Origin of the sequence: Microvirga sp. HBU67558 (assembly GCF_018069605.1) — a bacterium.
Taxonomy (GTDB): Bacteria; Pseudomonadota; Alphaproteobacteria; order Rhizobiales; family Beijerinckiaceae; genus Microvirga; species Microvirga terrae.
Genome location: NZ_JAGPUP010000179.1, coordinates 1 through 426 on the forward strand (window position 1 = coordinate 1; position 426 = coordinate 426).

1 pseudogene is annotated in these 426 nt (G+C 59.6%); it reads right to left on the bottom strand.

Annotated elements, in window-relative coordinates:
• Positions 1-426, bottom strand: a pseudogene (locus KBI52_RS00730) (hypothetical protein); the annotation flags it as partial.

Consider the following 426-nt stretch of genomic DNA (forward strand, 5'->3'; position numbering starts at 1 on the left):
CACGAACTTGCTGGCCGCCAGGGTTCCCGTCGATCCGAGCTTGGTGAAAACCGAGTCGTTGAGACAGATGCGATCATCCGGTGGCTTGAAGTCGGTGATGGTATCGACGTTGTCCGAGCCCAGTTTCGTGTCGAACATGAAGGCGTCCTTGCTTGCGCCACCCGTGAGGATGTCGCTGCCGCCCTTGCCCCACAGGTAATCTTTTCCGCCCTTGCCATCGATCTTTTCGACGGCCGTCGTGCCAATCAGCTTGTTCTTACCGTTGTGTCCCGTAATCGCTCTCATAGACGTCGGTGCCGAGGTAAGGGTCGACAGGGGAGTGAGGGGCGGTTCAGAACCTCCCAATCCAAATTCGAACACGCCGAGGTCTGCGGTTGCGCCGAGATAGGCGCGGCCGCTGACGGCGACGCCCTTGTCGATGAGGTC